Annotated in this window: 22 protein-coding genes; 10 read left to right on the top strand and 12 right to left on the bottom strand. The window is 70.0% G+C overall.

What is annotated here, in order from left to right:
• Positions 1 to 4 precede the first annotated feature (4 nt).
• The 3 genes from FHY02_RS01840 to FHY02_RS01830 all read right to left on the bottom strand — a co-directional run bounded on the left by FHY02_RS01840 (position 5) and on the right by FHY02_RS01830 (position 3,785).
• Entirely contained in the window at positions 5 to 1,315 is a 1,311-nt protein-coding gene (locus tag FHY02_RS01840; protein ID WP_183919935.1) for an MFS transporter, read from the bottom strand.
• Between the two features lie 274 nt (positions 1,316 to 1,589).
• Entirely contained in the window at positions 1,590 to 3,230 is a 1,641-nt protein-coding gene (locus FHY02_RS01835; protein WP_183919933.1) for an inorganic phosphate transporter, read from the bottom strand.
• 141 nt (positions 3,231 to 3,371) lie between these two features.
• On the bottom strand, positions 3,372 to 3,785 hold the full coding sequence (locus FHY02_RS01830) for a GFA family protein (protein ID WP_183919931.1): 414 nt from the start codon (positions 3,783 to 3,785) through the stop codon (positions 3,372 to 3,374).
• Positions 3,786 to 3,893: 108 nt separating this feature from the next.
• Between FHY02_RS01830 and FHY02_RS01825 the strand changes: the two genes are divergently transcribed.
• Together FHY02_RS01825 and FHY02_RS01820 are read left to right on the top strand one after the other, a co-directional pair.
• A complete protein-coding gene (locus tag FHY02_RS01825; RefSeq protein WP_183919929.1) occupies positions 3,894 to 6,215 on the top strand; it encodes a UvrD-helicase domain-containing protein in 2,322 nt (773 codons plus the stop codon).
• A gap of 43 nt (positions 6,216 to 6,258) precedes the next feature.
• Positions 6,259 to 6,753, top strand: coding sequence for a hypothetical protein (locus tag FHY02_RS01820; protein WP_183919927.1), 495 nt, complete (start codon positions 6,259 to 6,261; stop codon positions 6,751 to 6,753).
• A gap of 138 nt (positions 6,754 to 6,891) precedes the next feature.
• Here FHY02_RS01820 and FHY02_RS01815 read toward each other — a convergent pair whose 3' ends face one another.
• The 3 genes from FHY02_RS01815 to FHY02_RS01805 all read right to left on the bottom strand — a co-directional run bounded on the left by FHY02_RS01815 (position 6,892) and on the right by FHY02_RS01805 (position 9,857).
• Entirely contained in the window at positions 6,892 to 7,320 is a 429-nt protein-coding gene (locus tag FHY02_RS01815) for a hypothetical protein (protein WP_260158995.1), read from the bottom strand.
• Between the two features lie 5 nt (positions 7,321 to 7,325).
• Positions 7,326 to 7,649: a hypothetical protein gene (locus tag FHY02_RS01810; protein ID WP_183919925.1), complete on the bottom strand. Its 324-nt coding sequence runs from the start codon at positions 7,647 to 7,649 to the stop codon at positions 7,326 to 7,328.
• 99 nt (positions 7,650 to 7,748) lie between these two features.
• Positions 7,749 to 9,857, bottom strand: coding sequence for a prolyl oligopeptidase family protein (locus tag FHY02_RS01805; protein WP_183919923.1), 2,109 nt, complete (start codon positions 9,855 to 9,857; stop codon positions 7,749 to 7,751).
• A gap of 88 nt (positions 9,858 to 9,945) precedes the next feature.
• Here FHY02_RS01805 and FHY02_RS01800 point away from each other — a divergent pair, with 88 nt between their 5' ends.
• Positions 9,946 to 11,382 (top strand): MFS transporter, encoded by a 1,437-nt coding sequence (locus FHY02_RS01800; RefSeq protein ID WP_183919921.1) that lies wholly within the window; start codon positions 9,946 to 9,948, stop codon positions 11,380 to 11,382.
• A 120-nt stretch (positions 11,383 to 11,502) separates the two neighbouring features.
• Here FHY02_RS01800 and FHY02_RS01795 read toward each other — a convergent pair whose 3' ends face one another.
• The 5 genes from FHY02_RS01795 to radA form a co-directional block, all read right to left on the bottom strand.
• Complete coding sequence (locus tag FHY02_RS01795) at positions 11,503 to 11,835, bottom strand: DUF423 domain-containing protein (RefSeq protein ID WP_183919919.1); 333 nt, start codon at positions 11,833 to 11,835, stop codon at positions 11,503 to 11,505.
• Positions 11,832 to 13,598, bottom strand: coding sequence for a cation:proton antiporter (locus FHY02_RS01790; protein ID WP_183919917.1), 1,767 nt, complete (start codon positions 13,596 to 13,598; stop codon positions 11,832 to 11,834). The genes FHY02_RS01795 and FHY02_RS01790 overlap by 4 nt, the downstream gene beginning before the upstream one ends.
• Positions 13,598 to 14,038 (bottom strand): iron-sulfur cluster assembly scaffold protein, encoded by a 441-nt coding sequence (locus FHY02_RS01785; protein WP_183919915.1) that lies wholly within the window; start codon positions 14,036 to 14,038, stop codon positions 13,598 to 13,600. The genes FHY02_RS01790 and FHY02_RS01785 overlap by 1 nt, the downstream gene beginning before the upstream one ends.
• Positions 14,035 to 14,595, bottom strand: a complete 561-nt coding sequence (locus tag FHY02_RS01780) for a CvpA family protein (protein WP_183919913.1) — start codon at positions 14,593 to 14,595, stop codon at positions 14,035 to 14,037. The genes FHY02_RS01785 and FHY02_RS01780 overlap by 4 nt, the downstream gene beginning before the upstream one ends.
• Positions 14,596 to 14,865: 270 nt before the next feature.
• Positions 14,866 to 16,242, bottom strand: coding sequence for a DNA repair protein RadA (gene radA / locus FHY02_RS01775; RefSeq protein ID WP_183921383.1), 1,377 nt, complete (start codon positions 16,240 to 16,242; stop codon positions 14,866 to 14,868).
• Between the two features lie 158 nt (positions 16,243 to 16,400).
• Here radA and FHY02_RS01770 point away from each other — a divergent pair, with 158 nt between their 5' ends.
• Positions 16,401 to 17,117, top strand: a complete 717-nt coding sequence (locus FHY02_RS01770) for a hypothetical protein (RefSeq protein WP_183919911.1) — start codon at positions 16,401 to 16,403, stop codon at positions 17,115 to 17,117.
• A 306-nt stretch (positions 17,118 to 17,423) separates the two neighbouring features.
• Here the strand turns inward: FHY02_RS01770 and FHY02_RS01765 are convergent, their stop codons facing one another.
• The gene (locus FHY02_RS01765; RefSeq protein ID WP_183919909.1) at positions 17,424 to 19,031 is read right to left on the bottom strand and encodes a phosphoenolpyruvate carboxykinase; all 1,608 of its coding nucleotides are present in this window, start codon (positions 19,029 to 19,031) and stop codon (positions 17,424 to 17,426) included.
• Between the two features lie 178 nt (positions 19,032 to 19,209).
• Here FHY02_RS01765 and FHY02_RS01760 point away from each other — a divergent pair, with 178 nt between their 5' ends.
• Genes FHY02_RS01760 through FHY02_RS01735 form a run of 6 tightly spaced genes read left to right on the top strand, consistent with a single transcriptional unit; the run spans position 19,210 to position 23,484 of the window.
• Positions 19,210 to 19,914, top strand: a complete 705-nt coding sequence (locus FHY02_RS01760; protein ID WP_183919907.1) for a response regulator transcription factor — start codon at positions 19,210 to 19,212, stop codon at positions 19,912 to 19,914.
• Positions 19,883 to 21,460, top strand: coding sequence for a stimulus-sensing domain-containing protein (locus tag FHY02_RS01755; RefSeq protein ID WP_183919905.1), 1,578 nt, complete (start codon positions 19,883 to 19,885; stop codon positions 21,458 to 21,460). The genes FHY02_RS01760 and FHY02_RS01755 overlap by 32 nt, the downstream gene beginning before the upstream one ends.
• On the top strand, positions 21,457 to 21,885 hold the full coding sequence (locus FHY02_RS01750) for an HPr kinase/phosphorylase (protein WP_183919903.1): 429 nt from the start codon (positions 21,457 to 21,459) through the stop codon (positions 21,883 to 21,885). Before FHY02_RS01755 ends, FHY02_RS01750 begins: the two co-directional genes overlap by 4 nt.
• On the top strand, positions 21,882 to 22,781 hold the full coding sequence (gene rapZ / locus FHY02_RS01745) for an RNase adapter RapZ (RefSeq protein WP_308462232.1): 900 nt from the start codon (positions 21,882 to 21,884) through the stop codon (positions 22,779 to 22,781). The genes FHY02_RS01750 and rapZ overlap by 4 nt, the downstream gene beginning before the upstream one ends.
• 29 nt (positions 22,782 to 22,810) lie before the next feature.
• Entirely contained in the window at positions 22,811 to 23,218 is a 408-nt protein-coding gene (locus FHY02_RS01740) for a PTS sugar transporter subunit IIA (protein WP_183921381.1), read from the top strand.
• Positions 23,215 to 23,484, top strand: coding sequence for an HPr family phosphocarrier protein (locus FHY02_RS01735; protein WP_183919901.1), 270 nt, complete (start codon positions 23,215 to 23,217; stop codon positions 23,482 to 23,484). Before FHY02_RS01740 ends, FHY02_RS01735 begins: the two co-directional genes overlap by 4 nt.
• The last annotated feature ends 8 nt before the right edge of the window (positions 23,485 to 23,492 follow it).

The following is a 23,492-nucleotide window of genomic DNA, read 5'->3' as shown; positions in this document are numbered from 1 at the left end:
CGCGTCACGGCCCCTCGACCGGCACCGGGCCGACGTGGCGCGCCGGGCGCATGACCAGCAGCGCGACCAGGCTCAGCAGCGACATGGCGGCGAGATAGACTCCGACCGGGGCGAGCCCGCCGCGCTGCGCCAGCGTCTGCGCCGCGATCGGGGTGAGCCCGCCGCCGATGATGCCCGCCATGTTGAAGGCGAGGCTCACCCCGGTGTAGCGCACCCGCGCGGGGAACAGGCCGGGCAGCCAGGCGCCCAGCGGGCCGTAGACGAAGCCCATGACGAAAAGCGCGAAGGCGAGCGTCGCGAAGACCGCGAGCGGCGCGCCCGAGCCGAGTCCCGGCACCAGCGCGAAGCCGGCGATCACCGCGCCGACGCAGCCCCAGCGCAGCACGTGCGCCGGCGAGCGCCGATCGCTCCACTCGCCCGACAGCGCGATACCGAGCGCCATGAAAAGGATCGCGCCGAGCTGGAGTGCGAGGAACAGCTGCCGGTCGAACCCGCGCGTCACCGCATAGCCGAGCGCGAAGGCGGTCGCGACGTAATAGACCGCGAAACACGCCACCGCCCCCAGCGTCCCCCCCAACGCGGCGCGCCAATGGTGGCGCAGCAGCTCGCCGATCGGCACCGCGGGCGGCGGACCTTCCTCGATCATCGCAGAAAAAGCAGGTGTCTCCGCTATCGTCAGCCGCACCCAGAGGCCCAGCGCGATCAGCACCGAGGAGAGCAGGAATGGCAGCCGCCAGCCCCAGGCCATGAAGGCGTCGCGGTCCATGGTCGCGCCGAGCAGCAGGAACAGCCCGTTGGCCGCGATGAAGCCCACCGGTGCGCCGAGCTGCGGGACCATGCCGTAGCGGCCGCGACGGTGCGGCGGCGCATTCTCCACCGCGAGCAGCGCCGCCCCGCCCCACTCGCCGCCCAGCCCGAAACCCTGGCCGAAGCGCAGCAGGCATAGCAGCAGCGGCGCGACATAGCCCGCCTGGGCGAAGGTCGGCAGGAAGGCGATCGCCATGGTCGAGCCTCCCATCAGCAGCAGGCTGGCGATCAGCGTCGACTTGCGCCCGACGCGGTCGCCGAAATGACCGAACGCCCAGGCGCCGATCGGCCGGGCGAAGAAGGCCACGGCCAGGCTGCCATAAGCGGCGAGCAGCTCGACCGCGGGATCGCCGGTCGGAAAGAACAGGGGGCCGAACACGAGCGAGGCCGCGGTGGCGTAGATGTAGAAGTCGTAGAATTCGACCGATGTCCCGACCAGGCTGGCGAGCAGGATGCGGCGATGCGAGGCGCTGGCGCGCGGGGTGGTCGGGAGCGGGGACGCTGACATGGCGGCGGTCATCGAGCGGCGGTCGGGTCCGGGTCAACGGGAAAAGTTTGCCGCACGGTCACGAAAGGCTCTGCGACCGACACACAGCAGCAACGTTACGCGGCTATGAAGAGGGTGACGGCGTCCCTCCCCCTGTGTGGCGCCGTGATGGTCGGACACTCCCCCTCGTCCGATCCTTCCCTGAACTACGGGGCGGCTCGCGAGGGTCGCCCCGGCTTTTCCGACAGCGACGTAGCCGCGCGTGCAGGGCGGCTAAACGTCGCTCGCCGCGGCATCACGACAAGCCGGCGGTCCGCACCAGCGCGCGCAGCAGCCAGAACAGCGCGCCCGACAGCGCCATCGCGACCGGCAGCGTGAGCAGCCAGGCCGCGGCCAGCTGCAGCAAGGTGCGGCGTTGCAGCCCCTGCCCGCTCGCCACCGAGGCGCCCGCCACGCCCGAGGAGAGGATATGCGTCGTCGACACCGGCAAACCGAAACGGTCGGCCGCCAGGATCGTGGCCGCGGCGACCAGCTCGGCCGATGCGCCCATGCCATAGGTCATGTGCTGCTTGCCGATCTTCTCGCCGACGGTCACGACGATCCGCTTCCAGCCGATCATCGTGCCGAGCCCGAGTGCCAGCGCCACCGCCACCTTGACCCACAGGGGGATGAACCGCGTGCCGCGCTCGAGCCGCTTTTGATAATCCGCCAGCGCGCCCTTCTCCGGCTCGCTCAGCCGCGACGCCTTGTCGGCGACGATCATCCGCGTCGCGTCGAGCACCAAGTACATGTCGTTGCGCACGTTGGGGGCGGCCTGCGCCGGCACGTTGCTGAGCGCGCCATAGCCGGCGACGCGCTGCGACAGATCGCGCGACACCGCCACCACCGCGCCATAGGCCTGCGGCGACACCGCGCGGCGCTGCTCCAGCGCATCCTTCAGCAGCGGCCGTGCGCGCTCGAGCGGCACCGCGGCGGCGCCGTGCCGGGTCAGCGTCGCGGCCGCGCCGGTGGCGCTGGCGAGGAAAGCGGGCGTCTCGCTCGCGGGCAAGGTGCGGTTGAGCGCGTAGGCGGTCGGGGCACAGCCGATCAGGATCAGCATGATCAGCCCCATGCCCTTCTGCCCGTCGTTCGATCCGTGGCTGAACGACACCGCGGTGCAGGTGAAAACGAGCAGCGCGCGGATGCCGAGCGGCGGCGGGGAGTCGCCCTCGGGCGCCCGCATCAGCTCGGGTGAGCGCGCGACGCGGCGCAGCACCAGCAGCAGCAGCGCCGCCGCGGTGAAGCCGATCAGCGGCGCCATCCACAGGCCGGTCAGCACCTTGGTCGCCTGGCTCCAGTCGACCCCGGCGGTGCCGCCCGCCCCCGAGGTCAGCAATTGGTTGGCGAGTCCGACGCCCAACACCGAGCCGATCAGCGTGTGACTCGAGCTGTTGGGCAGGCCGACGTACCAGGTCGCGAGATTCCAGATCACCGCGGCGAGCAGCAGCGCGAAGATCATCGCGAACCCCGCGCCCGAGCCGACGTTGAGGATCAGGTCGACCGGCAGCAGCGTGACGATCGAATAGGCCACCGCGCCAGAGGACAACAGCACACCGAGGAAGTTGAAGAAGCCCGACCACATCACCGCCAGATTCGCAGGCAGCGAGTTGGTGTAGATCACCGTCGCGACGGCGTTGGCGGTGTCGTGGAAGCCGTTGACGAACTCGAACCCCAGCGCGATCAACAGGGCGAGGCCGAGGAACAGGAACACGCCGACGGCGAGCTGCTCGCCGACCTGCTGCGTGTCGATGACGATGCTGATCCCGGCATAGAGGAGGCCCGCCGCGGCAAGCAGCAGGAACAGGAGGCGCGCGCCGGGGTGAACCGGCGCGTCAAATCGTCGCGCAGCAGCAAGCGACGGCGGCGACTCGCTGGCCGCGAGGACGGTGGTTGCCATGGTGGCTCCGCCATCCTCCCCGAAGGTGACACTTTAATGACGATTAATGTCCCAGGATGAGCCAGGTAGAGGACGCCTCCGACTAGATTGCCAGGGCACGCCCGGCACACCATCCGCCCTTGGACCCGCTATCGGCGCGGCTCAGTCCATGCCCGGATAGGTCGCGAACGCGGGCAGGTCCGCCATCCCGCTGGTCCACGGCAGCCGCTCCTTGACCATGATCTGCGCACCGGGCGGACACGTCGCCGGATCATCCAGCGTCCCCGACTGAACGTCGACCAGTCCCGGCAGCGCGCTGGCGTTGCGATAGAACAGGCCGGTACCGCAGCACCCGCAGAACTGGCGCTCGCCGTGCTCCGACGAGTGATAGGTCACCGGCTCGCCCGTCACGCTGAGGTGATCCTCGCGAAAGGCGATCCAGCCGATCACCGGCGCGCCCGACCAGCCGCGGCAGTCGGTGCAATGGCACAGAGCGTGATGCTCGGGCGCGCCCTCCGCCTCGTAGCGGATCGCGCCGCAGTGGCAGCCTCCCGCGATCACTGCCTGTTCCGCCATCTCGCTCTCCCTCGACTCGGCCGATGTTCCCATGATGTTCTCACGAGATCATGAACCTGGCAAGCCACGCGCTTGCTCCGCGGCGCGACGTTCCCTACCTGTTCGGGGGTGACCGAGCCAGCCAACGCCCTCCAGGACCCGCCCTATCTCGCGGGGCTCAACCCGCCGCAGCGCGACGCGGTGCTCACCACCGACGGCCCGGTACTCGTCCTCGCCGGTGCGGGCACGGGCAAGACCGCGGCGCTCACCGCCCGGCTGGCGCACCTGCTATGGACGCGCAAGGCGTACCCGTCCGAGATCCTGAGCGTCACCTTCACCAACAAGGCCGCGCGCGAGATGCGCGAGCGCGTCGGCCGCCTCGTCGGCGATGCGGTGGAGGGCATGCCGTGGCTCGGCACCTTCCACGCGATCGGCGCGAAGATGCTGCGCCGCCACGCCGAGCTGGTCGGGCTGCAGAGCAACTTCACGATCCTCGACACCGACGACCAGCTTCGCCTGCTCAAGCAGCTGATCCTCGCGGCCGACCTCGACGAGAAGCGCTTCCCGGCGCGCAGCCTCGCCGGGCTGATCGACGAGTGGAAGAACAAGGGCCTCACCCCGTCCGAGATCGACGCCGGCGAGAGCGAGCGCTACGGCAACGGTCGCGGCGGCGAGCTGTACCAGCAGTACCAGGACCGGCTGCGCGCGGTGAACGCCTGCGACTTCGGCGACCTGCTGCTCCACGTGCTGACGATCCTGAAGCGCGAGCGCACCGTGCTGGAGCAGTATCAGCAGCGCTTCCGCTACATCATGGTGGACGAATATCAGGATACCAACTCGGTCCAGTATCTGTGGCTGCGGCTGCTCGCGCAGGAGCGCCGTAACATCTGCTGCGTCGGCGACGACGATCAGTCGATCTATTCCTGGCGCGGCGCGCAGGTGGAGAACATCCTCAAATTCGAGAAGGACTTTCCCGGCGCCAAGGTGATCCGGCTGGAGCAGAACTATCGCTCCACCCCGCATATCCTCGCCGCCGCCTCGGGAGTGATCGCGAACAACGGCGGGCGGCTCGGCAAGGAGCTGTGGACCGAGCTTGACGCGGGCGAGAAGGTCCGCGTGCTCGGCGTGTGGGACGGCCCCGACGAGGCGCGTCGCGTCGGCGAGGAGATCGAGGCGGCGCAGCGCGACGGCACCAGCCTCGACCATGTCGCCATCCTCGTGCGCGCGCAGCACCAGACGCGCGAATTCGAGGACCGCTTCATCGCGATCGGCCTGCCCTATCGCATCGTCGGCGGCTTCCGCTTCTACGAGCGCGCCGAGATCCGCGACGCGCTCGCCTATCTGCGCGTCGTCCACCAGCCCGCCGACGACCTCGCCTTCGAGCGGATCGTCAACACGCCCAAGCGCGGCCTCGGCGACAAGGCGATCGCCAAGCTCCACCAGCTCGCCCGCGCCGAGCGGCTGCCGCTGTCGTTCGCGGCGGCGCGCATCCTCGACAGCGACGAACTCACCCCACAGGCGCGCAAGGCGCTCGGCCGCTTCGTCGGCGACGTCGCGCGCTGGCGCGACATGGCCAACGATCTGCCCCACGCCGAGCTGGCGCGTCAGATCCTCGACGAGAGCGGCTATACCGCGATGTGGCAGGCGGAGAAGTCGGCCGAGGCGGCAGGGCGGCTCGAGAACCTCACCGAGCTGGTGCGCGCGATGGAGGAATATGAGAGCCTGACCGCCTTCCTCGAGCATGTCAGCCTCGTCATGGACAATGAGGCAACGCGCGAGGACCCCAAGGTGACGATCATGACGATCCACGCCGCCAAGGGGCTGGAGTTCGACACCGTATTCCTCGCCGGCTGGGAAGAAGGGCTGTTCCCGTCGCAGCGCGCGCTTGACGAGGGCGGCACGCGCAGCCTCGAGGAGGAGCGCCGCCTCGCTTATGTCGCGATCACGCGCGCGCGCCGCCGCGCCACCATCCTCCACGCCGCCAACCGGCGCATCTACGGGCAATGGACCAGCTCGCTGCCGTCGCGCTTCGTCGGCGAGCTGCCCGACGCGCATGTCGAGAGTGAGACGAGCATGTCGGGCGGCGAGAGCCTGTGGCGCGCCAATTGGAGCGAGCGCGCCGATCCCTTCGCCGACGTAGCGCGCGGCACCGGCCGCGGCCCGGGCTGGCAGCGCGCGGCAGGGACGCTCGGCACGCAGGGCGGGAGCAAGCCCGGCGGCGAGTGGACCAGCCGCACCTTCTCGCGCGAGCCCGTCCGCGTGGTGGAGAGCCGCGCCTCGGCGGTGAGCATCGGCAACAAGGGCCGTGGCGACCTCGCCGTGGGGCAGCGCGTGTTCCACCAGAAGTTCGGCTATGGCGCGATCGCCGAGATCGAGGGCAACAAGCTCGAGATCGACTTCGAGCAAGCGGGGCGCAAGCGCGTGATGGACAGTTTCGTCAGCGCCAGCTGAGACTTTCCCGATGTCTCCGGGTTGTCCGCGTCGGAGGTGTGCCATGTCCGAGACCGCCGAGAAGACCGATCCCGACTTGTGGGAAAAGGTGAAGGACGAGATCACCGCCGGGGCGAAGGGCGGCAAGAAGGGCCAATGGTCCGCTCGCAAGGCGCAGATGGCGGTCGCCGAGTATAAGAAGCGCGGCGGCGGCTTTGAGGGCGGCAAGGACGAGGACAATTCGCTGCACCAGTGGAGCGAGGAGGATTGGGGCACCAAGTCGGGCGCGAAGAGCGAGGAGAGCGGCGAGCGCTTTCTGCCGAAGAAGGCGCGCGAGGCACTGTCCGACAAGGAATATGCGCGCACCAGCGCGAAAAAGCGGGCGGACACGAAGAAGGGGAAGCAATTCTCCGCCCAGCCCGACGATGTAGCGGCGAAGACGCGGCCGTACCGCGACCATCGCTCCAAGGCCGACCTCTATGCCGAGGCGAAGAAGCGCGACATTCCGGGTCGCTCGACGATGAGGAAGGACGAGCTGGCGAAGGCGCTCGCGCGGTAGCTGGCGATTCCCGATGGCCATTGCCGACCAATGTGCCCAAGCGAAGGCCTCGGCCAAGTTGAGCAGCGCTCGTGCCCCTTACCACGCCCTCCCCACCTAGATCGCAGCCTCCGCCACGGCACAAGGGGGCGCGCCTTCCTACTCGCGCAGCTCGACCGCGCCGCTTCCCCACAACGCCCACCAGATGATCGCGGGCTGAAGTAGCAGCCGCGGCGCATGGTACCAGATCGGCAGGCCCGTATCGCTGCCGAGGTCGAGCATCGCGTGGTAGATGTTGGCCGGCCACACGCACAGCGCATAGGCCGCGAGCCCCCATCCCGCGAAGCGCCGCGTCGCGCGCGGCAGCAGCATGGCCGCGCCGGCCAGCTCGATCACGCCGGTCACCACCACCACCGCGATCGGCAGCGGGATCACGGGCGGAACGATCCCCGCCATCGCGTCGGTGAAGACGAAATGCGCGATGCCGCCCAGCGCGTAGAACAGCGCGAGCGCCCATCGGCCCCAGCGCCGCGCGTCACTCTCGCGCTGGCGCTTGAAGCCGTAGGAAGCGTAGCGATCAACCGGCAAGCCGGTCAGACCTCCACGGCCAGGAGCGTCACGCCCTCGTACTTGTCGTCCCCCGGGACGAACAACTCGCTCGGCTTGAAGCGTCGGGGCGTGATCCGCAGACCCGTCAGCCCGGCGAGCTTGAACGCGCCGATCTTGGGTTCCTTGGGCGGCTGACCGTCGCGCTCCAGCGTGAGCGCGTCGAGATAGATTTCGCCGTGCTTGGTATACAGGATGTGGGGCGCCAGTGTCACCTCGCCGCGATTGTAGGTCGCGGCGATCGCCTGCTGCTTGACGATCGCCTCGAAGACGATCGGGACGGTGTCGGGGACGGCGCTTGGCTTGTTCATCGTCTGAGCATTCATCACGCTGCCCCTAGCCGATCACGCTGCATCGCAGCAAGAACCTCGCGAGATCGGCTACGTTCCCATCATAGCACGAGAAACCCTTCAACGCGGCATCAACTTCTGCGCGAAATAGGTCATCTGCAGCGCCTGCAGCCGCGCCCCCTGCTCGATATCCGCATCGCCCGAATGGCCCCCCGCCGTGTCCTCGTAGAAGAGGTAGGGCAGCCCATATTCCTTGAGCCGCGCGGCGAACTTGCGCGCGTGCTGCGGGCCGACCCGGTCGTCCTTGGTGGTCGTCCAGATGTACGGCTCGGGGTAGCGCACACCCTTGCGGATGTTCTGATACGGCGAGATCGTGCTGAGAAAGGCGCGCTCCTCGGGCACGCTGACCGAGCCATATTCGTCGACCCAGGAGGCGCCCGCCGCGATCTGTTCATAGCGCAGCATGTCGAGCAGCGGCACCTGGATCGTCACCGCCTGCCACAATTCGGGGTGCTGGTTGAACTCGACGCCCATCAGCAGCCCGCCGTTCGAGCCGCCGTAGATGCCCAGCTTCCGCGGGCTGGTCATCCGACGCGCGATAAGGTCCTTCGCCACCGCGGCGAAATCGTCGTAGATCACCTGTCGCTTGGTCTTGCGCCCGGCGTCGTGCCACGCCGGACCGAACTCGCCCCCGCCGCGGATGTTGGCGAGCACATAAGCGCCGCCGCGCTCGAGCCATAATTTGCCGGTGATGGCCGAGTAGCCCGGCAGCATCGGCAGCTCGAACCCACCATAAGCGGTCATGATCGTCGGCGTGCTGCCGTCGTGGCGGATGCCGTCTCGGTGGACGATGAAATAGGGGACCTTTGTACCGTCGGTGGAGGTCGCCTCATGCTGTTCGACCACCAGCCCGGCGGCGTCGAACTTCGCCGGCAGCGTCTTCACCGCCGCTCCCGCCGTCGCGGTCGCGGCGTCGAGCGGCAGCAGCGTCGTCGGCGTCAGGAAGCCGGTCACCGTCACATAGGCATGGTCGCTCTTGTCGTCGGCGCTCGCCACGCTCAGCGACGCATTGTCGGGGAGCGCGACGGGTCGTGCCGTCCAGCCCTCCTCCCCCGGCGTGTAGACTGTCGCCCGCCCGCGGACATTGTCGTTGTAGATCAGCACCAGCCGATCCTTCGTCGTCACCAACTCGTCGACCGACTGGCGCGGGTTGGGCGCGAACACCACTGTCGGGTTCAGCGTCCCCCCCTCGACGTCGGCGAGCGGCACGGAAGCGATCGCGCCCGCCGGCACCTTGCCCCACGGGTCGCTGGTGCGGAACAGCACCTGGCCGTGGACCATGGCCTCGGGGAAGGTGCGCGCCGGCACGTCGAGTTTGCGCGTCCCCGCCGGAGTCCAGACATAGGTCTCGCCGCCGAAGAAGGTCGTCTGCCGCGTGATCGTGACCAGCCGGTGGCCCTGGCCATCGGTGATCACCCCGGCATAGGTGCCGAGCTGGTCGCCCGGCTGGCCGCGGTAGACCTCGGTCGCCGCGTCCAGCGGCTGGCCGCGCTTCACCATCTTGACCACGAAAGGATAGCTCGAGGCGGTCATGGTCCCCGCGCCCCAGTCGCGGCTGACCAGCAGCGTATCCTTGTCGAGCCAGCTCGCGCCCTGTTTCGACTTGGGCAAAGCGAAGCCGCCGGCGACGAACGTGCCGGCAGCAAGGTCGAACTCGCGATAGCTGATCGCGTCCTCGCCACCCTCGGACAGCGCGACCAGGCACAGCCGCTCCTCGGGCTGGAGGCAGGTCGCGCCCTTCCACACCCATTTCTTGCCCTCTGCCTTCGACAGCGCGTCGAGGTCGAGGACGGTCGTCCATCTCGGCTGCGGTCGGGCATAATCGGCCTCGCTGGTCCAGCGCCAGATGCCCTGCGGATGATCGGCATCGCGCCAGAAGTTGTAGATGCGGCCATACAATTGGCTCGGCATCGGGATGCGATCCTTCGCCGCGGCGATCGCCAGCGCCTGCTGGTAGAAGGTCTGGTAGCGCGGATCGGCCTGCAGCCGCGGCAGCGTGCGCTTGTTCTCTGCCTCGACCCAGGCGAGCGCCCTGGCGCCGTCCTTGTCCTCGAGCCAGACATAGGGATCGTCGGTCATCGCCTTGCTCTGGGCGAGCGCCGCCGATGCCGCAAGCGCCGCGGCGAGCGCCACCCCGATGGCGAGCCTTCCCCGTTCCGAAACTCTCATCGCAGCGACCATTCCCTTCGTTGCCGCTATCCTTGCGGCGGGCGGCGGCGCGGAACAAGCCGCAACGTGGCGAGTCGGGCAGGCAAGGATGCCGCCCGCTGACCCGATCCGACGCGCCGCCGCGGGCGCCCCCGCCGCCGATGGCCTGCCCGCACCGCGCCGCTACGCCGCGGTCGCGGCGCTCTGCTTCGGCACCGCACTGGTGATCATTGACGGCGGCGTCGCCAATGTGGCGCTGCCGACGATCGCGCGCGACCTCGGCGTGGGGTCGTCGGCGGTAGTGGCGATCGTGACCGTCTATCAGCTGATGCTGGTGATGCTGCTGCTGCCCTTCGCCGGACTAGGCGAGCGGATCGGGCTGAAGCGGATGTACCAGCTCGGCCAGATGATCTTCACCGTCGCGACCTTGCTCTGCTTCTTCGCCAAGAGCCTGCCCTTCCTGCTGGTGGTGCGCGCGGCGCAGGCGATCGGCGCGGCGGGTGCCTTGGCGGTCGCCTCGGCGCTGATCCGCCAGACCTATCCGAGCGCCCAGCTCGGGCGCGGCCTCGGCATCAACTCGGTGGTGGTGTCGAGCTCGGCCGCGGCGGCGCCGACCATCGGCGGACTGGTGCTCGCGGTGGCGCCCTGGCCCTGGGTGTTCGCCAGCGCGATCCCCTTCGCGCTCGCCTCGCTGCTGTTCGGCCGCGCCCTGCCCGACCCCGTACCGCGCGACCAGCGCTTCGACGTGCTTGGCGCGGTGATGTGCGCGGCAATGTTCGGGCTGGTGATCGGGGGCGCCGAGAGCGCGGTCCATGGCGACAGCCCGGTGGTGTCCGCCGCGATCGTGCTGCTTGGCGTCGCGATCGGCGTGATCTATGTCCGGCGCGAGCGAGGGACCGCCGACCCGATCCTGCCGGTCGACCTGCTCGCGCGGCCGGTGATCGCGCTGTCGACGATCGGTGGCTTCACCGCCTTCGTCGCCTCAATGACGCTGCTGTTGTCGGCGCCGTTCCGGCTCACGCACGAATATGGCTTCACCGCGGCCGAGGTCGGCGCGGCGATCGCGCCCTGGCCGCTGACCAACATGATCGTCGCGCCGCTCACCGGCTGGCTATCCGACCGCGTGCCGGCGGGGCTGCTCGGCGGGATCGGCATGGCGATCTCAATCGTCGCGCTGGTGCTGATCGCGCTGATGCCGGCTGATCCGAGCTATTTCGACGTGGCGTGGCGGATGGCGCTGTGCGGCTCCGGCTTCGGCACCTTCCTGCCACCGAACGCGCGGCTGATCATCGGATCGGCACCGCGCGCGCGCGTCGCCGCGGCGGGCGGGCTGGTGAGCACGGTGCGGCTGGTCGGCCAGACCACCGGGGCGACCCTGGTGGCGGCGCTGCTGGCGGTCGGCGTCGGCGCCGGGGCGGTGCCGCCGCTGGTGTCGGCCGGCTTGGCGCTGGTGGCGGGCGCGTGCAGCCTCGCGCGACTGCGTCCCTCGGTGCGCGAGGCGGGTAGCGGTGAGGCGGAGGCGGTGCCGGCGGCGACCGTGCGGTAAGCGCGGAGATGTGTTCGCGCACGCGGGAACTGAGTGGCGGCAAACGACGGTGACATGGGTCTCTGAGCTCCTGCGGGGCGCAGGAGCAAGAGCCCCAAGTCTCAAGTCACCTGCCCGACCCTACCCTCGCATCCCCGCCCAGGCGAGCCACAGCCACCCCGCGATCAGCAGCGTCCCGCCGATCGGCGTCACCGCGCCGAGCCAGCGTGGCAGGCCGAGCGCCATCAGATAGAGGGTTCCCGCGAACAGCGCGCCGCCGGCGAGGAACAGCCACGCCGGCCCACGCGCCTCCAGCCGCAGCGCCATCAAAGCAGCGACTGCGTGGACCAACTGATAGTGGCTCCCCGTCTTAAGCCATTCCACCGCCGCGCCACTGGCGCCATGCGCCCCGAACGCGCCCGCGCCCACCGCCAGCGCACCCGACAGCGCCCCCAGGATCACTAGCCAGTTCACTCGCGCTGCCCCCCGCCCCACGGCGCCTGCTCGGCGACCAGCGCGCGCGCGGCGCGGATGTCGCCCGCCTCGATCTGAATGCGCAGCCGCTCACGGTCGCGCGCACGGTACATCTGCTCGGCGCGGTCGATCTCGGCGGGCGAGACGCCCAGCCCCTCCATCGCCAGCCGCGCCATGCGGATCGCGGACTCGAGCACCTCGCGCACCACGGCGCGCGCCGGCCCGGGCTTCAGCCGCACCAGCGCGCGCCGGTCGAAGGCCCGGACGTAAATGGCCGCGCGCGGGAAAGCCTCGTGCACCGCCTCGAGCTGGCCGAGATCGAGCTGGTCGCCGTCCATGCAGAACAGGAGGAGCTCGGCCTCGGCCGCACCGGCCTGGCGCAGCAGGTCGAGCCGCGTACCGTCACCGTAGTAGACCTTCGAGCCGAACTCCTCGGCGATGTCGATCATCTCGATGTCGGTGTCGATCAGCGTGACCGGTATGTCCTGCATCATCAGCATCTGCCCGACCGTCTGGCCGAAGCGGCCGTAGCCGACGATGATCGCGTTGGCGCCGTCCGCCTTGGGGCCGTCGCGCGCGCCGTCGCTGACGATCGGCTCCTCGCGGAAGCGGCGCGTGAACATCATCAGGAAGGGTGTTGTCGCCATCGACAGCGTGATGATCGCGCCGAACAGGCTCGCCGCCTCGGGCGCGATCAGATAGGCGTTCTGCGCCTGGGCGAGCAGCACGAAGCCGAACTCGCCGCCCTGGCTCAACAGCAGCCCGAGCGCCACGGCCTGCCGCCACTTCATGCGGAAGGCAAGCCCGATGGCCGTGATGATCCCCGCCTTGGTGGCGATCAGCGCCGCCGCCATCGCCACCACGAACAAGGGGCGCTCGGCGATCGCGTGCAGGTCGAGCATCATCCCGACCGCGAGGAAGAACAGCCCGAGCAGGATCGAGCGGAACGGCTCGACGTCGGTCTCGAGCTCGTGGCGATAAGGGCTGTCCGCCAGCATCACGCCCGCCACGAACGCGCCGAGCGCGGTGGAGAGTCCCAGCCACTCCATCAGCGCCGCCGCGGCGATCACGGTGAACAGCGCGGCGAAGACAAACATCTCGCGCTCGCCGAGATTGCCGATGCCGCGGAACAGCGGGCGGAGCACGAACCGCCCGACCGCGACCAGCCCGGCGATCGCGAGCACGGTGTAGATCACCAGCAGCCAGCCCGGCGGCCCCGCCGCGGCCTCGGGGTTACGGCTCATCGCGGCGATGATCGTGATCATCGGGATGATGGACAGGTCCTGGAACAGCAGGATCGAGAAGGCGCGCTCGCCAAACGGCGTGCGCAGCCGCCCGGACGATTGCAGCATGGGCAGCACCTGCGCGGTCGACGACAGCGCCAGCGGCATGCCAACCGCCAGCGCCGCGGCCAGCGAGAATTTGGCGGCAAGCGCGAGGATCGCGGCGATGGCGATACCGCAGCCGATCACTTGGATCGCACCCAGTCCGAGGATATCCTCCTTGAGCCGCCACAGCCGCGTCGGGCTCAGCTCCAGCCCGACGATGAAGAGCAGCAGGGTGATGCCGAGCTCGGCGAAGCCCAGCTTGGTCTCGGCGTCGCCCACCAGCCCCAGCAGCTGCGGCCCGACCAGCGCGCCCGCGACGAGGAAGCCCAGCGTCGCGCCCAGCCCGAGCCGGCGGAACAGCAGCACGAAGACCAGCCCCGCGCCGAGCAGGATGGTGCCGTCGCGGACCAGCGAGCCGTCGGCGGCGTGCTCCATCAGACCGCGACCTTGTTCGCCGCGCGCGCCTGCTCGGCCGCCTCCGCCGCGGCCTCGAAGGCGAGTCGGATCGAGGGATGGCGCGCGGTGAGCTTGAGCCCGGGCGCGAAGATCGCGATGCCGGGCCAGTCGGGCGTGTCGCCGGCGCCGGCGAGCCAGGCGGTGAGCGAGTCGCGCGCCGCCGCCAACTCCTCGGGTGTGCGACCGATGGCGTGCCGCGCCAGCAGCGTCGACGATGCCTGGCCGAGCAGGCAGGCGCGCACCTGCGTGCCCAGCGCCGAGACCCGCCCATCGTGGTCGAGATCAACGTCGACGGTCACACGGCTGCCGCAGATCGGCGATCGCTTCTCGGACGTGCCCGCCGGGTTGGCGAGCCGCTCCGCATAGGGGTTGCCGATCGCCAGCGCGCTGATCTCGGGGGTGTACAGGTCGAGGCTCATGACTCTCTGTTCTCTCTGGCCGGCCGCGGGGGGACGCGCGGCGCGAAGACGGGCTCGCCGCGACGCCGGCGGTCGACGAAGTCGGCGATCGACGCACTCGTCGCGCTGAGCAGCGGATAGGTCCGCGCCTGCGTCAGCCACGCCGGCCGATGCGACGGCCCGCCGCCCGTCGTGTCGAGCACGAGGATCAGCAGAAGATAGGCGAGGCTCGCCAGGATCAAACCCTTCAGCGCGCCGAACCCGAAGCCCAGCGCGCGGTCAATCGGTCCGAGCACCGAGGTGCGGGTGCGCCGCGCCACCGCGTTGACCACGATCTTGCTGAGAAAATATGTGCCTGCGGTGAGGATCACGAAGGCGAGCACCGCCGCGCCCGAGGCGCTGCCGAGGGTGCCGGCCAGCGCACGCGCGAGTGGCAGGTGGAAGATCTTGAGCGCGAACACCATCGCCACCCAGGCGAACAGCGCCAGCACCTCGCCGACGAAGCCGCGCCGGACGCCCCCGAGCGCGGTCAGCGCCACCGCGGCGAGCACGGCGATGTCGAGCCCCTGCAAGTTCATGCCCGCATCCTTATGGTGCCGAGGGGGCGGGGGCCAGTGCCAGTTGCGGATGAGGACGTGGGCGCAGGGGTAAAGACGGGTACCCGGAAAGGTGAAAGCGGTCGGCGCTTAGCGACTCCAATCCTCACCGGCACGGAGAGGGGGACCAGCCGCAGGCTGGTGGAGGGGCTGTCCGCGGGCGCAGCGTGCGTGGAGAGCCCCCTCCACCACCGCGCTGGAGCGCGGCGGTCCCCCTCCCCGCCATGCGGGGAGGATCTCAGCTCGCTCCCCTCACCCTCTTCCCAGCAGGTGATCGACGAATTGCCCCAGGGTCCGGAAGCTGGACCGCCGCATCACCTCACGCTCCGCCCCGGCCGCGCTCTCCGGCAGCAGCGCACGCTCGAAGCCGAGCTTGGCCGCCTCCTTGAGCCGCAGCGGCGCGTGCGCCACCGGGCGCAACTCGCCCGACAGCGCGATCTCGCCGAATGCCACCGCGTCGGCGGGCACCGGCCGCTCGCTCAGCGCCGAGACCAGCGTCGCCGCGACCGCGAGGTCGGCCGCCGGATCCTGCACGCGATAACCCCCCGCGACGTTCAGATAAACCTCGCAGGTCGAGAAGCTGAGTCCGCAGCGTGCCTCCAGCACCGCGAGGATCATCGCCAGCCGCCCCGAGTCCCAGCCGACCACCGCGCGCCGCGGCGTCGCCCCACTGGCGAGCCGCACCACCAGCGCCTGGATCTCGACCAGCACCGGGCGCGTGCCCTCCAGCGCAGGGAAGACGGTGGCGCCGGTCACGCCCTCGTCGCGCTGAGTGAGGAACAGCGCCGAGGGGTTGGACACTTCCTCCAATCCTTCGGCCACCATCGCGAAAACGCCGATTTCATCGGTGCCCCCGAAACGGTTCTTGAGGCTGCGCAGAATTCGATACTGGTGGCTGCGCTCGCCCTCGAAGCTCAGCACCGTGTCGACCATGTGCTCGAGCACGCGCGGCCCCGCGATCGTGCCGTCCTTGGTGACATGGCCGACCAGCACCACCGCGGTGCCACGCTCCTTGGCGAAGCGGATCAGCTCCTGCGCGCTGGCACGGACCTGGCTGACCGTACCGGGCGCGCCCTCGATCAGATCGGAGTGCATCGTCTGGATCGAGTCGATCACCAGCAGCGCGGGCGGGCGGTCCTGCGACAGCGTCGTCAGGATGTCGCGCGTCGAGGTCGCGGCGGCGAGCCTCACCGGCGCGTCGCCCAGGCCGAGCCGGCGCGCGCGCAGTCGCACCTGGTCGGCGGCTTCCTCGCCCGAGACATAGGCGACATCATGTCCGCGCCGCGCCAGCGCCGCGGCGGCCTGAAGCAGCAGCGTCGACTTGCCGATGCCAGGGTCGCCGCCGATCAGCGTCGCCGAGCCCGCGACCAGCCCGCCGCCGAGCGCGCGGTCGAACTCGGCGATGCCGAACGGCGTGCGCGGTGGCAGCGCCACCTCGGCGTCGAGCCCGACCAGCGCGATCGTGCGTCCGCCACCCTGGAGATTGTGTTTGGCCTGGAAGGGCGTCGCTACCGCCGGCGCTTCCTCCACCAGCGTGTTCCATTCCGAGCAGTCGGCGCACTGCCCCTGCCAGCGATGGGTTACCGAGCCGCATGACTGGCAGACATATCTCTTGTGCATCTTGGCCATAGCATGGTCGTAGCGCAGCCGGAACAGGAAGGGAACGCCCGTTCGATGAACGAGCGGTTCACCGCAGGTGCAGGGCGAGTCGGCCATCACTCGGAACCCTCGTTGTGACGCGATCGTTTCAGCGACGACATATTCGCAAACGACCATAGGAGTTTCTCGTGAAGCACTTCGCCGTTTTCGCCCTCGCTTCCGCCGCCGCGCTCCCCGGGACCGCGCTGGCGCAAGCGGCGGCGCCGGCCCAGGCGCCTGCCACGGGTGCGGCCACGGTCGCCACTGGCGCCACCGTCTATGACACCTCGGGCGGCGTCGTCGGCACCGTCGAGAGCACCGACGGCACCAATGCGGTGGTCAACACGGGCACGGTTAAGGCGGCGATCCCGCTGACCTCGCTCGGCCAGGGCGCACAGGGTCCGGTGCTGGCGATGACCAAGGCGCAGCTCGAGGCCGCAGCCGGGCAGCAGCAGGCGCAGGCCACCGCCGACTTCAAGTCGAAGCTCGTCCCGGGCGCCACCGTCTATGGCACCGGCGGCACGCAGCTCGGCACGATCAAGTCGATCGATGCCAGCGGCGTGACGCTGACCACCGCCGACGGCCCCGTCGTGCTGCCGACCAGCGGCTTCGGTCCCGGGCCGCAGGGTATCGTGCTCGGCATGACCGCGGCACAGCTCAAGGCGGCCATGACCGCGGCGGGCGGTGGCAGCGCGGCCGCTTCCTCGTCCAGCTCGTCATCGACCACCGCCGGTGACATGGCCGCCGGCACCACCGCCGCGACCGGTACCGAGAGCGCCTCGACACCTGGCACGACCGCGGACGCCTCGACGACCGCACCGGGCGCGACCACGACGACGACCAAGGCCAAGCGCAAGCCGCGCTGATCCGTGGGTCGGCTGTAACGGGAGCGCCGCCTGCGTCACGCGACTCGGGCGGCGCTTTCGCGTCGGTGGAGGCCCCCTGACCTTGCTTTGTTGCTCCCGGCGAGAGCCGGGAAACGAGGCGAGGGTACCGCTGACACGAGGCCGCGATCGAGGCGAAGACTTTCTCGCACCAATGCGCAGAGCGGAGGCTCGATGGCGCCGGCGTGGTGCCCGCTTCATCGCTCAAGGTGAAAAGCCGCTAACGCGGCATGAGCCCCCTTCCGAGTCTCCGCGCCTCCGCGCGAACAAACCTTGATACCCCCGACCTTACATCGCGGCGACCGTCTTGGGTGCCGCGTCCCGGACACCCTGGTCGACGTGCTCCGCGAACTGCGCGAAATTGTCGTTGAACAGGTCGACCAGCCGGGCCGCCGCCGCGTCATAGGCCGCCTTGTCCGCCCAGGTCGCTCGCGGGTCGAGGATCGCACTGTCGACACCCGGCACCGCCACCGGTACCTTGAACCCAAAGTTCGGGTCGGTGCGGAACTCGGCATGATTGAGGCTGCCGTCCAGCGCGGCTTCGAGCAGCGCGCGGGTCGCCTTGATCGGCATGCGATGGCCCACGCCGTACTTTCCGCCGGTCCAGCCGGTGTTGACCAGCCAGCAGTCGACTCCGCCGCGTGCGATCCGCTCCTTGAGCAGGTTGCCATAGACCGATGGGTGCCGCGGCATGAACGGCGCGCCGAAACAGGTCGAGAAGGTGGCGTCGGGCTCGGTCACACCCATCTCGGTGCCCGCGACGCGCGCGGTGTAGCCGGACAGGAAGTGGTACATCGCCTGATCGGGTGTCAGCTTGGCGATCGGCGGCAGGATGCCATAGGCGTCCGCGGTCAGCATGACGATGCTGCGCGGCGTGCCGCCCATGTTGCGCTCGGACGTGTTGGGGATGAAGTCGATCGGATAGGCGCCGCGGCTGTTCTCCGCGAGCGAGTTGTCGTCGAGGTCGAGCTGGCGCGTCACCTCGTCCATCACGACGTTCTCGAGCACGGTGCCGAAGCGCTTGGTCGTGGCGAAGATCTCGGGCTCGGCCTCGGGCGAGAGCCGGATCATCTTGGCGTAGCAGCCGCCCTCAAAGTTGAAGACCGCGTCGTCGGACCAGCCGTGCTCGTCGTCGCCGATCAGCGTGCGCTTGGGGTCGGCCGACAGCGTCGTCTTGCCGGTGCCCGATAGACCGAAGAACACCGCGGTACGCCCGTCGTCGCCCATGTTGGCGGAGCAGTGCATCGGCATCACTCCGGTCGGCGGCAGCAGGTAGTTGAGGATGCCGAATACCGACTTCTTCATCTCGCCGGCATAGCGCGTGCCGCCGATCAGCACGAGCTTCTCGCTCATGTTCACCGCGATCACGGTCTCGCTCCGGCAGCCGTGGCGGGCGGGATCGGCGCGGAAGCTCGGCAGATCGATGATCGTGTAATCGGCGACGAAGCCCTTCAGCTCGCGCTCCTCCGGGCGGACGAGCATGGTGCGGATGAAGAGGTTGTGCCACGCCAGCTCGTTGATCACGCGGACGCGCACGCGATGGCCCGGCTGCGAGCCGCCGTACAGGTCCTGCACGAACAGGTCGCTCTTGGCGCGCAGCGCGGTGAGGAAATCCTGCTTGAGCGCGGCGAAGTGGTCGGGCGTCATCGCCTTGTTCGACTTGCCCCACCACACGCTCGCCTCGGTCTCGGCGTCGCGCACGATGAACTTGTCCTGCGCCGAACGGCCGGTGTGCTGCCCCGTCTCGACCACCAGTGGCCCGTCGGCGGAGAGCTTGCCCTCGTTGCGCGCCACCGCGCCCTCGACCAGCCGTGCGGTGACCAGGTTCCAGTGGAGCGTGGCGCGGGTCTCAATACCCTGCGCCTCGAGCCCGGCGTCCGGAATGCGATCGCTCAACGGTTCATCCTCTTCTTCGTGCCGCCGAGCCGTCGCCGACTGGCCTCTGCTAAACATGTTTTACACCTGACCAGCCGAGGCGTCAAACATGTTAAACACGCTGCGGTAGCGCTTCGTCGCACGCCATTGAGCGTGCGCGCGCTTTGGATTACCCCGCTGGCATGACCCGGACCTTTCGATGACGGCCACGATCGCGCTGGTCGACGACGACCGCAACATCCTCACCTCGGTGTCGATCGCGCTGCAGGCCGAGGGCTTCCTCACGCGGGTTTATTCGGACGGCGAGGCGGCGTTGAAGGCGCTCACCGACAACCCGCCCGATCTCGCCATCTTCGACATCAAGATGCCGCGGATGGACGGGCTGGAGCTGCTGCGCCGGCTGCGCGAGAAGAGTCGCGTTCCCGTGATCTTCCTCACCAGCAAGGACGACGAACTCGACGAGGCGCTCGGGCTGGCGATGGGCGCGGACGATTACATCGCCAAGCCGTTCAGCCAGCGGCTGCTGATCGCGCGCATCCGGGCCATCCTGCGCCGCACAGAGGGCATCGCCGCGACCGGCGGTGAGGATGCCGTCGCGCAGGGCCCCATCGAGCGCGGCCGGCTGGTGATGGACCCGGCGCGCCACCGCGTCAGCTGGGACGGCCACGACGTGACGCTGACCGTCACCGAGTTCCTGATCCTCGAGACGCTGGCGCAGCGCCCCGGCATCGTGAAGACGCGCAACCAGTTGATGGATGCGGCGTACCAGGACGACATCTACGTCGACGACCGCACCATCGACAGCCATATCAAGCGTGTTCGCCGCAAGTTCCGCGAGGTCGATGCCGGCTTCGACTCGATCGAGACATTGTATGGCGCCGGCTACCGCTTTTCGGAGGAGTGACGCCGCCGAGCAGGCGCGCTCCTGGTCCGGCAAGGTCTCGCTCACCCCGCGCATCCTTGCCGTCAACATTCTGGCCCTGCTCCTGCTGGCGGGCGGCTTCTTCTACCTCGACACGTTCCGCAGCCGCATCCTCGACGAGCGCGCGGCGCAGGCCTCGCGCGAGGCGCGGCTGATGGCGGAGGCGCTCACCGCCATCCCCGATGCACGACGCGACTGGCTGCTGGAGCGGCTCGCCACCGACACGGGCACGCGGCTGCGGCTGTACGACGCCGGCGGCGTCGCGATCGGCGACTCGCGCGCGCTCGGCGTCGCGAACTTCCGCCTCGACGATCCCGACGACGACTCGCTCGCCAAGCGCAGCGCGCGCTTCCTCGACGCGGCGATCGACCGCGTCGTGCGCGCCCCGCTCGCACCGGGCTATCGCGAGCGCGCCGACGGACGACGCTGGCCCGACGTGCGCGCGGTGCTCGGCGGCGCACCGAGCGCGGTGACGGTCTGGCGCGCGCCCGATCGCACCCCGGTGATCACCGCCGCCGCCACGCTGCCGGGCGGCCGCGCGTTGCTCTCCGCCGTCAACGCGCGCGACATCACCGAGCGGGTGCGGCTCGAGCGCTTCCGGCTCAGCGTGGTGCTGCTGGTGGTGGCGGCGATCTCGATCGGCCTCTCGCTGTTCCTCGCGCGCACGATCGTCGAGCCGCTGCGCCGGCTCGCGCGCGCCGCGGTACGGGTGCGGCTCGGCCGCGCGCGCGAGGTGGTGGTGCCGCGGCTGCCCGAGCGGCGCGACGAGATCGGCATGCTCGCGCGCGCGCTCAGCGACATGAGCCTCGCGCTGCGCGCGCGCATCGACGCCACCGAGGCCTTCGCCGCCGACGTCACGCACGAGCTCAAGAACCCCCTCGCCTCGCTGCGCTCCGCGGTGGACGCGCTCGGCCATGTCCGCGCGCCCGAGGCGCAGGCGCAGCTGCTCGCGATCGTCGGCGACGACGTGCACCGGCTCGACCGGCTGATCAGCGACATCTCGGACGCGTCGCGGCTCGACGCCCAGCTCAGCCGCGCGACCTTCGAGCCGGTCGACGTCGAGGCGATGCTGGCCGCGATGGTGGCGCAGCGCGAGGCGCGCGGCGTGGCGCGCGGCGTTCGCCTGAGGCTCGACGCGCGCGACCACGGCGAGCTCCACGTGCTCGGTGAGGGCGCGCGGCTGGAGCGAGTCTTCGCCAATCTCATCGACAACGCCATCTCCTTCTCGCCCGACGACGGTGTGGTCAGCGTCGCGGCACGGCGCGACCGCTCGATGCTGGAGGTGCGGGTGGAAGACGAGGGCCCGGGCGTGCCCGAAGAGGCGCGCGAGGCGATCTTCCAGCGCTTCCACTCGGTGCGGCCGACGCAGGAGGGCTTCGGCGAGCATAGCGGCCTGGGTCTCGCGATCGCGCGCACCATCGTCGACGCGCACCAGGGCGACATCGGGGTCGAGTCGCGCGACGACCGGCTGAGCGGCGCGCGTTTCGTCGTGCGGCTGCCGCTCGCCGAGCGCGGGGCGGTGGCGTGACCGCGCCGGTGACGCTCCACGCCACCGCGGTCGCGCTCGGCGGGCGCGCAGTGCTGCTCACCGGGCCGTCGGGCGCGGGCAAGTCCGACCTGGCGCTGCGGCTGATCGATCGCGGCGCCGAGCTGGTGGCGGACGATTACACGATGCTGGTGCATGACGGTGCGGACCTGGTGGCGGGATCACCCGCGACGATCGCGGGGCGGATGGAGGTGCGCGGGCTCGGCATCGTCGACCGGCCGTACCGGCGCGTCGCACCGGTCGCGCTGGTGGTGGCGCTCGGCGAAGAGGGCGAGCGCATGCCCGAGCCGCGCTGGATCGAACTCGCCGGCGTCACCCTGCCCGAGATCGTGATCGACCCGCGCTGGCCCTCGGCACCGATCAAGGTGGAATATGCGTTGGCACGGCTGAAGGAGATGCCGTCGTGACCGAGGTGCTGCTGATCACCGGCATGGCCGGGGCGGGCGTGACCACCGTGCTCAAGACGCTGGAGGACCTCGGCTGGGAGACGGTGGACAGCGTGCCGCTGTCGCTGCTCACCCGCGTCGTCGCGCTGCCGCCCGACAGCGGCGAGACACCGCGCCCGCTCGCGTTCGGCTTCGGCACGCGCACGCGCAACTTCGACCCTGCCGCGGTGCTGCGCCGCTTCGAGCAGCTGCGCGAGGAGCCGGGGGTCGAGGTCGGCATGCTGTTCCTCGACTGTTCGGAGGGGGAGCTGGCACGGCGCTTCGCCGAGACGCGGCGCCGTCACCCGCTCGCCGACGATCGTCCCGCCGCCGACGGCATCGCGCTGGAGCGGCGCCTGCTCGAGCCGCTGCGCGCGCGCGCCAACCGGCTGATCGACACGACGCGGCTGACCAGCAACCAACTGGCGCAGGAGATCCGCCGCACCTTCCGCCGCGACGGCACCGTCGGCACGACGCTGACGGTCGAGTCGTTCGGCTTCGCGCGCGGCGTGCCGGCGGGGGTCGACCTGGTCTTCGACATGCGCTTCCTGCGCAACCCGCACTGGGTGCCAGAGCTGCGCCCGCGCACCGGGCTGGACCCCGAGGTCGCCGCCTATGTCGCGGCGGATCCGGCCTATGATGAGGCAGTTGGCCGGATCGAGGAGTTGCTCCTGCTGCTCGTCCCGCGCTATCACGCCGAGGGCAAGCCCTACGTCACCGTCGCCTTCGGGTGCACCGGCGGCAAGCACCGCTCGGTGCATGTCGCCGAGCGGGTCGGTCGTCGGTTGCGCGAGGCGGGCTTTTGTCCCACCATCACGCATCGTGACCTGGCGGCGGCACCGCAGGATGCGCTCGAAGGACGACCATCGCGTCAATGAACGAAGTATCGAAGCCCATGCTCGGACCCGTGATCGGTCTGGTGCTCGTCACCCACGGTCGCCTCGCGGACGAGTTCGTGACGGCGATGGAACATGTCGTCGGTCCGCAGGGGCAGGTGCGCACCGTCGCGATCGGCCCCGACGATGACATGGAGGCGCGCCGCGCCGACATCGCCGGCGCCATCGCCGAGGTCGACTCGGGACGCGGCGTGATCGTGCTCACCGACCTGTTCGGCGGCACCCCGTCCAATCTCGCCATCTCGCTGATGGAGCGCGGGCGGATCGAGGTGATCGCCGGCATCAACCTGCCCATGCTGATCCGGCTCGAGTCGGCGCGCAAGGCGATGACCGTTACCGCCGCGGTCGCCGCGGCGCGCGAGGCGGGGCGGAAGTATATCTCGGTGGCGTCCGAAGTGCTCGGCGAGGCGGCGGCATGACCGTGTCGCGCACCGTCGAGGTGACCAACCGCCGCGGGCTGCACGCGCGCGCCAGCGCCAAGTTCGTCACGCTCGCCTCGGGCCAGCCCGCGCCGGTGAAGGTGGCCAAGGGCGATTCTGAGGTGGTGGGCACCTCGATCATGGGGCTGATGATGCTCGGCGCGGCCAAGGGCGACCAGATCACGATCAGCGCCGAGGGTGACTCGGCCGAGGACGTGGTCGCGACGATGTGCGCGCTGGTCGAGGGCAAGTTCGGCGAGGACTGAGGTCCGCG

It is taken from the genome of Sphingomonas sp. BK069 (assembly GCF_014193405.1).
Classification (GTDB): Bacteria; Pseudomonadota; Alphaproteobacteria; order Sphingomonadales; family Sphingomonadaceae; genus Sphingomonas.
This window is presented reverse-complemented; position numbering and strand designations above follow the sequence as displayed.